The 12,976-nt window shown below is 61.8% G+C and carries 11 protein-coding genes; 6 read left to right on the forward strand and 5 right to left on the reverse strand.

Annotation, left to right across the window (positions count from 1 at the left end):
• Positions 1-6: 6 nt before the first annotated feature.
• Genes ACR0KW_RS16675 through ACR0KW_RS16690 form a run of 4 tightly spaced genes read right to left on the reverse strand, consistent with a single transcriptional unit; the run spans position 7 to position 4,557 of the window.
• Positions 7-948 carry an ABC transporter permease gene (locus ACR0KW_RS16675; protein WP_480806021.1) on the reverse strand — a complete coding sequence of 314 codons (942 nt, stop codon included), beginning with the start codon at positions 946-948 and terminating at the stop codon, positions 7-9.
• Positions 948-2,018, reverse strand: coding sequence for an ABC transporter permease (locus tag ACR0KW_RS16680; protein WP_437436619.1), 1,071 nt, complete (start codon positions 2,016-2,018; stop codon positions 948-950). The genes ACR0KW_RS16675 and ACR0KW_RS16680 overlap by 1 nt, the downstream gene beginning before the upstream one ends.
• A complete protein-coding gene (locus ACR0KW_RS16685; protein ID WP_480806009.1) occupies positions 2,018-3,529 on the reverse strand; it encodes an ABC transporter ATP-binding protein in 1,512 nt (503 codons plus the stop codon). Before ACR0KW_RS16685 ends, ACR0KW_RS16680 begins: the two co-directional genes overlap by 1 nt.
• Positions 3,530-3,567: 38 nt before the next feature.
• Entirely contained in the window at positions 3,568-4,557 is a 990-nt protein-coding gene (locus ACR0KW_RS16690) for a BMP family protein (protein ID WP_480806010.1), read from the reverse strand.
• Between the two features lie 522 nt (positions 4,558-5,079).
• On the opposite strand from ACR0KW_RS16690, the gene ACR0KW_RS16695 reads away from it, so the two are divergent.
• Both ACR0KW_RS16695 and ACR0KW_RS16700 read left to right on the forward strand, forming a co-directional pair.
• Complete coding sequence (locus tag ACR0KW_RS16695) at positions 5,080-5,766, forward strand: sugar transferase (RefSeq protein WP_480806011.1); 687 nt, start codon at positions 5,080-5,082, stop codon at positions 5,764-5,766.
• A 96-nt stretch (positions 5,767-5,862) separates the two neighbouring features.
• On the forward strand, positions 5,863-7,998 hold the full coding sequence (locus tag ACR0KW_RS16700; protein WP_480806012.1) for a polysaccharide biosynthesis tyrosine autokinase: 2,136 nt from the start codon (positions 5,863-5,865) through the stop codon (positions 7,996-7,998).
• A gap of 57 nt (positions 7,999-8,055) precedes the next feature.
• On the opposite strand, the gene ACR0KW_RS16705 is transcribed toward ACR0KW_RS16700, so the two are convergent.
• Complete coding sequence (locus ACR0KW_RS16705; RefSeq protein WP_480806013.1) at positions 8,056-8,358, reverse strand: hypothetical protein; 303 nt, start codon at positions 8,356-8,358, stop codon at positions 8,056-8,058.
• Positions 8,359-8,702: 344 nt separating this feature from the next.
• On the opposite strand from ACR0KW_RS16705, the gene ACR0KW_RS16710 reads away from it, so the two are divergent.
• The 4 genes from ACR0KW_RS16710 to ACR0KW_RS16725 form a co-directional block, all read left to right on the forward strand.
• The gene (locus ACR0KW_RS16710) at positions 8,703-10,760 is read left to right on the forward strand and encodes a YjbH domain-containing protein (RefSeq protein ID WP_480806014.1); all 2,058 of its coding nucleotides are present in this window, start codon (positions 8,703-8,705) and stop codon (positions 10,758-10,760) included.
• Positions 10,757-11,410: a YjbF family lipoprotein gene (locus tag ACR0KW_RS16715; protein ID WP_480806015.1), complete on the forward strand. Its 654-nt coding sequence runs from the start codon at positions 10,757-10,759 to the stop codon at positions 11,408-11,410. Before ACR0KW_RS16710 ends, ACR0KW_RS16715 begins: the two co-directional genes overlap by 4 nt.
• Positions 11,400-12,815, forward strand: coding sequence for a polysaccharide biosynthesis/export family protein (locus ACR0KW_RS16720; protein WP_480806016.1), 1,416 nt, complete (start codon positions 11,400-11,402; stop codon positions 12,813-12,815). Before ACR0KW_RS16715 ends, ACR0KW_RS16720 begins: the two co-directional genes overlap by 11 nt.
• 55 nt (positions 12,816-12,870) lie before the next feature.
• Positions 12,871-12,976: hypothetical protein (locus ACR0KW_RS16725; protein ID WP_480806022.1), on the forward strand; the 106-nt coding region annotated here is incomplete at its 3' end.

The raw sequence follows: 12,976 nt of genomic DNA on the forward strand, positions 1-12,976 counted from the left end.
CGGCTCCTATCGTTGGCCTTTGAACCAGGGGGTAAGCAGTGCACGCGGATAATCCGCCGACCGTGCGGCAACCACAAGCGCGATGATCGACAGGATGTACGGCGCCATCAGGAACACCTGACCGGGCACCAGCGCGCCAATTTCGGTTTGCAGCCGTACTTGCAGCGCGTCGAACGCACCGAACAGCAGCGCGCCCAGCAGCGCCTTGCCCGGCCGCCAACTGGCAAAGATCACCAGCGCGATACAAACCCAGCCGCGTCCGTTCACCATGCCAAAGAAAAACGCGTCAAAGGCGCTCATGGTCAGGAAGGCCCCGCCCAGCGCCATCAGGGCAGACCCGGCAACGATGGCCCCGATCCGCAACCCGTAGACCGACAAGCCCTGCGCATCGACGCTGTCCGGATTGTCACCCACGGCCTTAATCGCCACGCCCAGAGCGGTGCGGTTCATCACGTACCAGACCACTGCCACCATCAGCAGCGCCAGCCAGGTGAGGGCCGTTTGCTGAAACAAAACAGACCCTAAAAAGGGCAATTCGGACAATATTGGCAAGTCCAGCGGTTGAAACGGTTCGATCCGGGGTGGCGATGACACGTTCGGCAGTGCCGTACGATAGGTGTAGTAACTGACCGAGGTGGCAAACAGCGTGATCCCGAGCCCTGACACGTGTTGCGACAGGCCCAAGGGCACCGTCAGGATCGCGTGCAACAGGCCAAAAAACGCTCCGGCCAGCGCAGCTACCAGCACCCCGCCCCACAGGCCCGCACCCAGCCAAACCGCCATCCAGCCGCACATGGCGCCGACGACGAAAATCCCCTCGATCCCGAGGTTCAGCACCCCTGCCCGTTCGCAGATCAGCGCGCCCAGCACGCCAAAGATCAAAGGTGTTGCGATACGCAGGGAGGCCGCCCAAAAGCTTTCGCTGACCAGAATGTTGAGGATGTCCATCATGACGCGGCCCTCGTGGTGCTGGCCCGGACAATCCGGTAACGGGCAAAGAACCCGCCGACCAGCACGCAAAGCAGCGAGACCGACACCACCAGATCCGCCAGAAACGAGGATACGCCCATGGCGCGGCTCATGCTGTCAGCGCCCACAAACACAGACGCAATGAACAGTGCGGCAATAACCACGCCTGCTGGCGACAATCCTGCCAACATCGCGACAACGATGCCGGTATAACCAAAGCCGGGCGAAAGATCGGCGGTCAGATAACCTTTAAGCCCGGCTACCTCGCTGACGCCAGCCAAACCGGCCAACCCTCCGGACAGGATGGCGACACCAAACAGCGAACGGTTCACGTTGATCCCCGCATGGCGCGCGGCGGCGGCGTTCTCTCCCACCGCCCGCAACCGGAACCCCCAGACCGAGCGCGCCAGCATGAATTGGGCCAATCCGGCCAGTATCAGAGCCACAATCAGACCGGAATGCACCCGCATCCGATCCATCAACGGCGGCAGCATTCCCTGATCCAGAACAGGGGCTGATTGCGGCCAACCCAAGCTCATCGGGTCCTGCAACGGCCCCTCCAGCATCATCTGCACAAAGATCAGGATGATGAAATTCAGCAGCAGCGTGGTCACCACCTCATCTGCACCGAAGCGGGTTTTCAGGTACGTGGGCGCAACCATCCCCGCCGCCCCCGCCGCTGCGCCCAGCAGGACAATCAGCGGCAAGAGCAGGATGCCGGGCACATCCAGCGCGCCGGACCCGATGGCCACAGCAGCCATCGCCCCCAGATAAAGCTGCCCCTCGGCCCCGATGTTCCACAGTTTCGCGCGGAAGGCCAAAGCGGCTGCCAAACCGGTGAAAATCAGCGGCGTGGCGCGGGTCAGCACCTCGGAAAAGGCAAAAACCGAGCCGAACACGCCGCGAAACATCTCAGCGTATGCTTGGATTGGGTTCGCCCCAGCAGCCAGCAGCGGGATTGCCGCAAACGCCAGCGCGATCACGGCGGAAAGGACAGGAACGCCCAGCGTGAAGGTCCGCGATTGGGTTTGACGAGGTTCGATGCGGATCATGCCGGTTCTCCTGCCATCATCAGCCCGATCTGTTCGCGGTCGCGGCTGGGGGCCTCGTGCAATTCACCATCGCGGATCACCACGATCCGGTCGGCAAGGCCCAGAATTTCGTCCAGATCTTCGGAAATCAGCACCACACCCGCGCCGCGTTCGCGCGCCTCAAGCAGGCGGCGGCCAACTTCGGCTGCGGCACCCATATCGAGACCGCGGGTGGGTTGGTTGGCCAAGATCAGGTTCGGCGACCGATCGAACACGCGCGCCAGAATGAGTTTCTGAATATTGCCGCCAGACAGCAGCCGCGCCGGGGCCTCAACACCCGGTCCGCGCACGTCATAGGCTTGGGCCAGACGCTCGGCGTTCTCTGCAATTGCTTCACGCCGCAGCAGGCCGCGCGATTGCACGTCCGCGTCATCCAGCCGTTCGATGATCATGTTCTCGGCGACGCTCATCGCTCCGACAATACCTTCGTGGTGGCGATCTTCGGGAATGCGGCCAACGCCCGCCTGCACCATGGCCGAGGGGCTCGGAGCACCGATTTCGGCGCCATTCACCTTTATCAGACCCTGTTCAGGTCGGGTCAGGCCCGAAATCACATTGGCCAACCCGCTTTGACCGTTGCCCGAAACCCCGGCAATCCCGAGGATTTCATGCGCGTGCACCGTCAGGTCCACATCGTTGAGCGTATCGCGCTTGGAGCGGCCAGTGACCGACACGCCCGACAGGGCCAGTACCGGCTCATCCGGCGCCATCGCAGCGCTTGCCAGTTCCGGTGTATCCGCCCCGACCATCAGCCGGGCAATGGATTTCTCATCGGCCTCAGAGGTCGCCATTTCACCCACTTTCCGCCCGTGGCGCAGCACGGCGATCCGGTCGGAAAAGGCCAGAACCTCACGCAGTTTATGGCTGATGAAGATGACCGAAAGCCCTTCGGCCGTCATCATGCGGATGTTTTCGAACAGCGTGTCGGCCTCTTGCGGGGTCAGCACGGCGGTGGGTTCGTCCAGCACCAGAATCCGCGCCTGCCGATAGAGCGCCTTGAGGATCTCGACCCGCTGACGTTCCCCCACCGACAACCGCCCGACCGGCGTATCCAATGGCGCGGTCAGGCCGCTTTGGGCAATGATTTCTTCGACCTTGCGTTGCGCTGCGCGCCGGTTGCGGCGCAGGGCGAACAAGGGTTCGGCCCCCAAGGTAATGTTGTCCAAAGCCGAGATATTCTCGGCCAGCGTGAAATGCTGGTGCACCATGCCGACACCTGCGGCCAGTGCCACCTGCGGATGGCCCAGCGGCAGAGGCTGCAAAACACCCGCCTCATCAGCAACTTCAATAGACCCTGAATCGGGCAAATAATGCCCAAACAGCATATTCATCAGCGTGGTCTTTCCCGCGCCGTTTTCACCCAGCAAGGCCAGAACCTCACCCTTGTTCAGGGTCAGGCTGACATCATCATTGGCGATGACCGGGCCGAAATGCTTGCTCAGCCCGTTGAGCTTGAGAACTGTGGTCATGGGGAAAGCGGGCCGATGCAAAACCGGCCCGATTGCACTCAGTTGTCCGAGACCGGACGGTCATCGTTGACGTTCACGCGGAACAGCCCGTCCAGAATCTCGGCCTGACGCGCATTCACCGCTTCGAGCACGTCAGCCGGAACAAGTTCTTCATCCAGAACCATCGATCCGCCGCCATAGCCCATAAAGCTGTATTGGCCATAATCCGCAGCCTCAAATGACCCGCTGGCGACATTGGCGATCGCTTTGTCGATGGTCGGCTCCATATGCCACAGGGCCGAGGCCATGATCGTGCCGGGGTAATCGCCCGACGTATCGATGACATTGCCCACGGCCTTGACGCCTCGTTCAACCGCCGCGTCCGACACGCCAAAGCGTTCGGCGTACATGATGTCAGCGCCTGCATCCATCATCGCGATGGCGCTTTCCTTGGCCTTGGGCGGATCATACCAACTGTCGATGAAGGTCACGAGGAAGGTGACATCCGGGTTCACCTCGCGCGCGCCGTCCATGAAGGCGTTCATCAGACGGTTCACCTCGGGGATGGCATAGCCGCCGACCATGCCGATCACGTTCGATTCCGTCGCAGCGCCAGCCACCATGCCGGTCAGGTAAGACGGTTCATGAATCCAGTTGTCAAAGACCGAGAAATTGGGGGCAACCGGACCAAAGGACGAACCCATCAGAAACGCTGTATCCGGGTAGTCCTTCGCCACCTTGCGCGCGGCGCGTTCCAGACCGAACACCTCGCCCACAATCAGCTGGGCACCCTGTTCGGCATATTCGCGCATTACGCGCTCATAGTCGGTGTTGGCGACGTTTTCCGAAAACACATATTCAATGTCGCCCCGTTCGGCCGCGGTATTCAGGGCCTTGTGGATACGGCTGATCCATTGCTGTTCCACGGGCAGCGTGTAAATCGCCGCCACCTTAACCGTTTCTGCCGCCGCCAGCCCGGCGGAATACAATATTGAAACTGCGGCGGCCGCAGCCAGCAACACTCTGCGCGTAAATGTTCTTTTGGTCATATCTCTTTCTCCTGTGTGGTGGGATGGCAGCACTTTTTTACTGTTCAGTCAATTTTTTCATCCACGCACACGAGGACCCCGGCCAATCCACTGCCTGTTCGAACGTTGTTTAGGCAACCGGGTGTAATGGTCGTAGGAACATCACTGCTCGCCACTTCTCTGAGTGATCGCGGCCAGCACGTATCTGATGCAATATCCGGCACATCGTTCCAACGCCTGACATGCACTGAAGCTATGAGCATTTTCCGCGCAAAATCTGTGTGAAGTTCGCCCGCGTCTGTGGTTTTGCGCGTCGGAGATGCGCTGCGTAACTCAATCTTAGGTTGCAAATCACCGAGTCGTTGTTTATTAACCCGATGGCAAATGATGCAACTGCGCAACAATCGTGCAGGTGTAGAAATCTTTTAGTCCTAGAGTTGTTTTGCCCCTTAAATATTTCACGTCGCGGGTTTATCCGGGACGCCGTTTGATTGCTTAATTGATGCATTAGCATCTGCTCTCAAGATGTCAGGATATTTTTAAATGCTGGACTTCGCTTCCTCAACGGCTTCACAAGACAGATCAGCGGGACAGCCGGTGCAACACCGGGTACCGTCTGGGCTGTATTCGAGTCTTGGTAAGCGTGTCTTTGACATCGTGCTCGCAGTGCTGCTGCTGCCCGTTGTGGCGCTGGTCATTGCGGTGCTGTGGTGCCTTGTGCGCCTTGACGGAGGTCCCGGTTTTTTCGGCCATACCCGTGTGGGCCAGAATGCCAAGCCCTTCAAATGCTGGAAGATTCGCAGCATGGTGGCCGATGCCGAGGCGCGGCTGCAGGCCTATCTGGACGCCAATCCCGAAGCCGCAGCCGAGTGGGAACGCGACCATAAACTGACCGATGATCCGCGCATCAACCGGCTGGGCCGCATCCTGCGCAAGACCAGTCTGGACGAGCTGCCGCAGATCTGGAACGTGCTGAAAGGCGAGATGAGCTTTGTCGGCCCGCGCCCCGTTGTAGCCATCGAACTGGTCAAATACGGCAGTTCGGCATCGGCCTATCTGGCACAGAAACCGGGGGTCACCGGGCTGTGGCAGGTCTCGGGGCGCAACGATATCAGCTACAGCGAGCGCGTCGCTTTGGATGTCGCCTATCTGACCCGGTGCAGCTTTCTCAGCGACATCAAGATCATCTCTCTGACCGCGTCGGCCATGCTTCTCAGAACCGGTCGGTAACAGGCGCACAGACCTTTATTCTTGCTTGGGGACCGTGTAGAGCGCAGTGGCACACGCGTTTCGCGTGTGTCAGGCATTTGGGATCATATATTCGATATGAAGCAAACTCCGATACACGACGCGCAGTTCAAACCGAACCGGTCCCCGGCAAGTGACGCGCCGCAAAATGACGTCATCGACCTGGCCGCTTTGGCGGGAACTTTGTGGCGTGGCAAGTGGATCATCGCGGTGACCACAGCCGCAGCCATTCTATTGGGGGCCTACTACGCCTTTGTCGCCGCCGTCCCATTGTACAAATCTACCGCCGTGGTCATGCTGGAAACCGATCAGGCCAGCGTGGTCGACCTGCAAAGCGTGGTGGGCGGCTTGGCCGGAGACACTGCCGAGGTCAACTCCGAGCTGGAAGTGCTCCGGTCCCGCGGACTGATGGGCAAGGTTGTCGATAAGCTCAACTTGGTTTCTGATCCTGAATTCAACGGCGCGCTGACCGCGCCGTCGACCCTCACAGTCATCAAGAGTGGCCTGAAATCCGCCTTGGGACTCAGCCCGGAACCTGTGGAAGTCCAGCCTGACATCGCGGCGCTGATTACACGCGACAATGTTATCAGCGCATTGCTGAACAAGGTTTCGATCCGAAACATACCGCAAAGCCTGGTGTTCGAGGTAACGGTCGAAACGGAAGCGGCGCGCAAGTCGGCCCTGATCGCGGATACAATTGTCGAGCTCTACGTTCTGAATCAGATCGAAGTGAAGTTCGAGGCTACCGAACAGGCGACCGCATGGCTGACCGACCGGGTGGCCGAGCTGCAGGTCGAGTTGGAAACCGCCGAAGCGGAAGTCAACGAGTTCAACGCGACGACGGCGCTGATCTCGCCCGAGGCGTTGCAGTTGCAGGAAATTCAGCTGAAAGACCTGCGGGAACGCCGCATCTCTGCCGAGGCAAACCGTATCTCGGCTCAGGACCGGTATGAAACACTGGAGGCCGCCGACACCCGCGCGGCACAGGCCGAAGCCAGTCAGGACCCGCAGTTGCAACGGCTGTATTCACAGGTCGGGGACTCGGACACTGGTGAAGCCACCTTTGACACCGCATTCCAGCGCCTGCTCGCGCGCACTGCGCTCGATGCGCGGCGGGCGGCGCAGCAGGTTCAGGCGCTGACGCAATCGGCCAAAGAGCTGGGTCAGCAGATCGCCCAGCAGAATGCGGATCTGATCACACTACAGCAACTGGTGCGCGAAGCCGAAGCGGTCCGGCTGCTGTATGAATATTTCCTGGCCCGACTGAAAGAGACTTCGGCGCAGGAAGGCATCCAGAAAGCGGATAGCAGGCAGCTGTCCCGCGCAGTGATCCCCGGCAATCCGGCATCGCCCCGCAAATCCATGATCCTCGCGCTGTCGGCCATTCTGGGCCTCTTGCTGGGCGCTGGTATCGTGTTGCTGGCCGAGTCGCGGCGCAAAGGATTCCGTTCAGCACAAGAGCTGGAACGCGAAACCGGGTACAGCGTTCTGGGTCAGATTCCCGTCTTCCCTGCCCGCGGGCGCCGCAAGATTCTGGAATATCTCGCCGAAAAGCCCTCATCTGCCACGGCCGAGGCGGTGCGCAACCTGCGTACCTCGCTGATGTTGTCAAATGTGGACCGCCCGCCGCAGGTGGTGGTGATCACCTCTTCGTTGCCGGGCGAAGGCAAGACAACAAACGCGCTGGCTCTGGCGCAGAACTTTGTCGGGATCGGCAAAAAGGTACTGCTGGTCGAAGGCGATATTCGACGCCTGACCATGACGGCGCAATTGCATGGCGTCCCGAACAAGGGGATCGTGTCTGTTCTGGCCGGCGATGCGACGGCGCAAGAAGCCATCTTTCAGGACCCGCTGCTGGGTTGTGACATTCTCGCGGGTGAGAAAACCTCGGCCAATGCGGCGGATCTCTTCGCGTCAGAACGGTTCCGGCTGTTCCTGGAGGATATGCGCCAGCAGTATGACGTCATCCTGATCGACACGCCGCCAACCTTGCTGGTTTCTGACGCGCGCCTGATTGCGCGCAATGCGGACGCAGTGCTGTTGACCGTCAAATGGAACGACACGTCCGAACAGGATCTCACCGAAGCCATGCGCCTGTTCCACACGGACAATCAGCGGTTGACGGGTTTGGTTCTTGGTCAAATCAATGCGCGAGGAGCGCGGCATTACGGGTATTCCTACGGCAACTATGCCAACAATTATTACAACAACTAAGGCTGCGCCCCTTCACCGGATTGGGAGGGGCGCGCCTTGTTGTTGATACGGTCTGGTTCAGTTTGTGCTGACGGTGCTTGTTGTGCTGTTTGCTGATCCGCCTCCGCTGCCTGCGGCAGCGACGCCGATTGCGGCTGCGGCCACGCCGAGCGCGGGTGCGACGAGCGGAACGAAGCCGGTCACGCCAGCTGCAGCTGCGGCTCCGCCGGCTGCTGCTCCTGCGCCACCTGCTGCGGCACTAGCGCCGCCTGCGCTACCGGTCTGAGCGGTGGCCTGAGCCGTTGCCGCTGCGCCGGAGGCGTCCTGGGCATAGGAACCGGTGGCTGAAAGGGCCAGAATCAGAATTGCTGTTCTGATCATCTTGAATCTCCTAAAACAAGTCTTGGGCCGAGGCTATCACAGCTGACCGGAGCTGAGAATGCCGCATCCGCAAAAAAGTGCACGGATCTGCCGGGAAATTTCTGTTTTTCAGCAGCTTGCCACAGACCCGCCGAACCGCCACCGCCGCCAGGCCTGTGCCGCACCGTGCTTAAAAAGCAGCACAACCGTCCGACCAAATTGCAGATAGGCCACAAAGCTGCGGGAAAGCCCGCAGCAGCGAATTGACACAAGACGGCACAGGCAAAACCCGCTAATCAGGCGCCGAAAAAAAGTGATAATCTGACGTGAAGATTCGAGCGGTATCAGCAAGGCGGAAAGGCCTGATGGCAGTGGTGTGCGCGACGGCGACCGGCATGGCACAGGCGCAGTCGGTCTCGACCTATGGCACGCCCGGCCTGCTCGAGATCCCGACCGCCGAGATGTTCGAGGATGGCGCGCTGGTCTTCACCGCCGCAGGGTTCCGGGACACCGGGCGGGGCACGATGACCTTCCAGATGCTGCCCTGGGCGCATGGCAGCTTCCGCTATGCCTATATCAAAGGGTTCGACGGTGCGGTCGGCGACCGCTACGACCGCAGCTTCGACCTGCATTTCCGGTTGCACGAGGAAAGCAAGCACAGCCCGGCCATCGTGATGGGGCTGCGCGATTTCGGCGGCACCGGCATCTATGCCGCGGAGTATTTTGTGGCCACAAAAACCTTTCGGGACCGGTTCAAACTGACCGGCGGCATCGGCTGGGGGCGGATGGCCGGGCGCGGCGCGTTTTCCAACCCGCTGGGCGTCTTCGGCGACCGGTTCGACACCCGGCCTTCCTCGAATGACGGAGAAACCGGCCAGCTGGATTTCGGCAACTGGTTCCGCGGTGACGCGGCCCTGTTCGGTGGCGCCAGCTGGCAGTATAGTGACCGACTGACATTTCTGGCCGAGTATTCCCCCGATCTCTACACCGCCGAAGGCGACAATATCGGGTTCGATGTTCGCTCGCCGATCAATGTCGGGGTGCAATACCGGTTCAAGAACGGCACCCAGCTGACCACCTCTTACCTCTATGGCACCACGCTGGGACTGACCTTCAGCTATTTCATCGATCCGCGCAAAGCGGTGACGCCCGGTGGGCAGGGCGCCGCGCCGCCGCCGCTGCGGCCCAGATCGCAGGTTGCCGTCGCCACCGCAGACCGCACCCAAGGCGACATCCGCTACCGGTTGCAGCGCGCGCTGGGTCAGGAAGGGCTGCGGCTTGTCTACCTGTCCGAGACCGGCGACACCGTTCAGGTCGGGGTCGAAAACAATCGCTATGGCCAGTCCGCCCAGGCGCTGGGACGCACCGCCCGCGTGCTGGCCAACGAAGAACCGCCGCAAACCGAACAGTTCGACATCGCGCTGATGTCGAACGGCGTGCCGCTGAGTGCGGTGCGGGTCAATCGCGACGACCTCTACGAGCTGGAACACGACCCCGACAACGCCTGGCGCAGCTTTGCCCGGGCCGAGATCTCGGACACGATCCCGCTGCTGCAGGGCGGCATCCTCAGCGATGCCTATCCGCATTTCTCCTACCGTTTCGGGCCCTATCTGAACTTCTCTTTCTTCGACCCCGACGATCCGCTGCGGTACGAGCTGGGGGCCGCGCTGGGGCTGGATTATACCCTGTCACCCGGCTTCACCCTGTCGACCGGGCTGCGCCAGCCGATCCTCAGCACGCTGGATGACAGCACCCGCGTCTCGGATTCGCCGCTGCAGCATGTGCGCTCGGACTGGGCGATCTATGCCCGCGAATCCAACCTGCGCGTCGAACATATGACCGCCGAGTACCTGTGGCGGCCGGGCAAGGATCTCTATGCCCGCACCACGCTGGGCTATCTCGAGACCATGTTCGGCGGGCTTTCGACCGAGCTGCTGTGGTACCCCACCGACAGCCGCCTGGCCCTGGGGGTTGAGGCCAATTACGTGGCCCAACGCGACTATGACGTTCTGTTCGGCTTTCAGGATTACAATGTCGCCACCGGGCACGTTTCGGCCTATTACGACCTGCCCGGCGACTATCACGCGCAGGTCGATGTCGGGCGCTATCTGGCGGGCGATTATGGCGCCACCTTTGCGCTGGATCGCGAGTTCAACAACGGCTTCAAGGTCGGCGCCTTCTTTACCCTGACCGATGTCAGCTCCGAGGAGTTCGGCGAAGGTTCGTTCGACAAGGGCATCCGGATAGAGGTTCCCGTCTCGTGGATCACCGGGCGCCCCTCGCGCAACAAGATCGCCCAGACCATCCGCCCGGTCCTGCGCGACGGCGGCGCGCGGTTGAACGTGCGCAACCGGCTTTACGGCGTCACCCGTGAGGCCCGCGCGCAGGACCTGTCCCGCGGCTGGGGGAGGTTCTGGCGATGAAGGCCCTGCGACGTCCTGCCCCTTTGGCCCTGCTGGCCCTGATGCTGATCTCCTGCGGCGAGGCACAGGAGGATGTCGATTTGCTGAAAGGCGCGCTGTTTCCCAACGCGCCACGCTTCCATCCGCGCGCCGAGGTACTGGCCGCGCGCCGCCCTATCCCGCCCCGGCTCGAGGTCGGCTTCCCCAGCCGCGATCTGGCCGGTGTCATGCTGCTGGAGACCGAGCGCGACGGGGTTCAGACCTGGCTGACCGCGGATGGGGCCACCATCACGCTGGAACAGGGCCTGCTGACCTCGGCCATCGGCTTCGGCGGCGGCATGTCCGGGTCGGATCTGCGCCAGAGCGCCGCGCTGATCCTGACCGGCGGCTCGGGCCACGCCGAGCGGTTCCACAGCTTTCTCAACGGCGATGACGAGATCGAGCTGCACGCCTATAAATGCCGGATCACCCCGCTGGGCGCGGACATGGTCGTGCTGGGCGGCACCCCCGTCGCCACGCAAAAACAGCAGGAAGACTGCTATGGGCTGGCCCAGCAGTTCACCAACATTTACTGGGTGCAGACCGGCACCGGCCGCATCGTCCAGTCCTCGCAATGGATCGGCGATTTCCTGGGCAACATGTTCATAAAGGCAGTGCCCGATGATAGTTAAGGTTTTGAACAGCGGAGGACGCATCGTGCGCCACATCCCCCTTTTCCTCAGCGCGCTGGCCGCAGTTGGCCTGATCGCCGGATGCTCGACCATCTACCGCAGCCCCTCGGTGACCGCAGGCGTGTCGGAGGCCGGCAAGGTCCGCGTCGTGCCGGTGACGCCCGAGACCGTGCTGGTGGCCAACCGCTCGCCCTATGCGCCCAAGACCCTGCCCTCGGTCTTTGCGCTGTCGGCCGGATCGGGCTCCTCCAACAGCCTGCGCGGCACCGGCCCGCTGCCCGAGGCGCCCTCGACCCAAGACGGATCGCGCGCCGGCCTGCAGCTGGACCCGCCGCCTCAGGTCAATCCCGGCCCCTACACGATCGGCATCGGCGACGTGCTGGTGCTGTCGACGCCCTCGACGCAAGGCACTGCCGGAGAGCTGTCGGGCCTCTTGGCCGCGCAGAACAGCCGCAACGGCTATACCGTGCAGGATGACGGCTCCATCAACATCCCCGATGTCGGCCGCGTGCGCCTGGTCGGCCTGACCGTGGACGAGGCCGAGGCGCTGCTGTTCCAGCGCCTGGTGGAAAACCAGATCGACCCAACCTTCAGCCTGGAAATTGCCGAGTTCAATTCCCGCCGCGTCTCGGTCGGCGGCGCCGTCGGCCAGCCCGGCGTGCAGCCCATCACCCTGACCCAGCTGACCCTGGGCGAGGCGCTCTCGGCCGCAGGCTCGGTCTCGGTCAGCGATATCGACAACTCCTCGGTGCGCATCTACCGCAACGGCAATGTCTATCAAATCCCGCTGGAAGACCTCTATTCCCGCACCGAACTGCAGAATCTCAACCTGATCGCGGACGACTCGGTCTTTGTCGACACCGACTATGATCTGGACCGTGCCGAGCGCTACTTTGCCCAGCAGATCGCCCTGCGCGAGACCGTGCTGGAAGGCCGCCAGACCGCGCTGCAGGAGCTGAACACCGCCGTCAACCTGCGCCGCGCCGACCTGGATGAACGCCGCGACAACTTCATCCAGTCCATCGAACTGGACGCGATCGACCGCGATTACGTCTATCTCTCCGGCGAGGTCCGCACCCAGGGCCGCTATGCCCTGCCCTTCAACCACTCCGCCACCCTCGCCGACGCGCTTTACGACACCGGCGGCGGCGTGGCCAAGGAAACCGGCGACGCGTCGGAGGTCTACGTCCTGCGCGCCGCCCAGGACCCCCGCGAGTTCGGCGCCGTCACCGCCTGGCACCTCGACACAAGAAACGCCGCTCACCTCACGCTGGCCGCGCAGTTCGAACTGCGCAACAACGACATCATCTTCATCGCGGAAAACCCCGTCACAAGATGGGGTAGAACCATCTCACAAATAACACCTTCTCTCATTACAACTCCAATCAACGCTGCTGTGAATTAACAAGGAAATCGCCCCACCAACTGGTCCGGGCCCAGGTTACAAAAGGAATTCAACCATGAAGATTGCGGTCGCCGGTATCGGCTATGTGGGCCTGTCCAACGCGGTGCTGCTGGCGCAGAACCACAACGTGGTGGCTCTGGACGTGTCAGAGGACCGCGTGA

The sequence above is a fragment of the Ruegeria sp. CG11 genome, from assembly GCF_056537245.1.